This is a genomic window from Microcoleus sp. PH2017_05_CCC_O_A (assembly GCF_020738785.1).
Taxonomy (GTDB): domain Bacteria; phylum Cyanobacteriota; class Cyanobacteriia; order Cyanobacteriales; family Microcoleaceae; genus Microcoleus.
Map to the genome: position 1 here is coordinate 1 of NZ_JAEQCB010000315.1, position 1,379 is coordinate 1,379.

A 1,379-nucleotide genomic window follows, 5' to 3' on the forward strand; every position below is an offset into this window, starting at 1 on the left:
TTGCAATGAGTTTGCTCAAGGGATCTGGGGGTTTTTCTCGAACGCACATTTTGGACAAACAGCAATCTAATGTTTTTCTGCCATTGGCGGCGGTTTGCCAAAATTATCACTTACGTCATTAACACAATTTGTCATCACAGCTATTTTAACCCTGGGAAAATACCAATTCAAGTTGTTTTAAGTTGATTAAATAGCAGCCAACCCATCATAATATCATCCAATCTTCTCAATCCACGCCACAAGGTCTTAACTCCCGGAAAACCATCATGTTTTCTTCCCAAAAAACCTCCCAATTTAGCAATCCAACCAACCGCTTCCCCTAAAGTTGGCGGGTAAGAATGAGGATAACTTTTGTGATAAATTGTTGCATAAAGAGCCTGCCATTCTTGAGGTGATAACATGATTTCACAACTGGCATCATCCGCGAGCCGAGCTATATGAGTAATATAAAGTAAGCGCTTTCGCTACAATGGAATAAGTAGCTAGAGCCATTTCCAACCTTGATGCTGTTTCTAATTGTAGCTTCTCAATTCCACAACCACTTTTTAACACATAATGATAACGCTCAATCAGCCAACGATAACTATACCATCTCACATAAGTAGTCACATCCTCAATACAAGTAATAGGTAAATTTGTCACTAGCCACCACTCAATTGCTGACGACTCAGAAGGTGGTTCGGATTCTCTGACTAAAATAACTTGCAGTTGAATCGGACTTAATTTCTCTTGTTTAGGACGATTTTGAGGGGGTTGAATAGTTAAGGTTTTATACCTAATAGTTAAAGTCGCTATTCGTGATGGTCGAGTCGGGTTGCGCTTCAATTCCACAGTCATTGTGGCTTGCGGTTCGACCAATTCCATCTCTTCTTTAAGATGGTTCGATGAAGACTCTAAACATCTGTTTTGAGTAGCTCGAATCAAAAAATCTCCTCCCTCACGGTTCGCACAGGCAAACAAGTCATAAAAGTCGGCTTCTCAGTCAGCAATTGTGACTACTTGTTGTGAATCCGGGATGATAGATAACGTGTTTTTTAAAGCATCAAGCCATTTTTGACTCTCTTTTTCTTCAGTTGATTTTTGAGAACGTTGAGCAGCTTTGCCTAAATATTTTGGCGCTCTTGCCCAGACGGTCGATAATGCCTAATGGTAGCCCCTCTGTTGTCGCTGCCAACGTTGAATGTACTTTCAATCCATGAGCATATTTATTATCAAGATATCCGACTCCTTTGACTGCTTCATGCGTAGTATAATTTAATTCGGTTATATCCTGTATTGCCAAGATAATTTGATGATTTTTAATTCTTGAAACCGTCGCATCTACGTGTCCTTTCCTAAGCTGAGATGGTTTGATATATGGTGAATCCCAAAAATCGTAA

The 1,379-nt window shown here is 39.8% G+C and carries 1 protein-coding gene and 2 pseudogenes; all 3 read right to left on the minus strand.

Annotated elements, in window-relative coordinates; translation table 11 throughout:
* Nucleotides 1-167: 167 nt before the first annotated feature.
* Complete coding sequence (locus tag JGK20_RS34290) at nucleotides 168-401, minus strand: IS4 family transposase (protein WP_293200723.1); 234 nt, start codon at nucleotides 399-401, stop codon at nucleotides 168-170.
* 16 nt (nucleotides 402-417) lie between these two features.
* Nucleotides 418-966 (minus strand): annotated as a pseudogene (locus JGK20_RS34295) (IS4 family transposase); the annotation flags it as partial.
* 103 nt (nucleotides 967-1,069) lie between these two features.
* Nucleotides 1,070-1,379: pseudogene (locus JGK20_RS34300) on the minus strand (hypothetical protein); the annotation flags it as partial.

Coding starts and splice junctions, on each gene's coding strand:
- JGK20_RS34290 (WP_293200723.1), bottom strand. CDS start 401: ATGTTATCACCTCAAGAATGGCAGGCTCTTTATGCAACAATTTATCAC.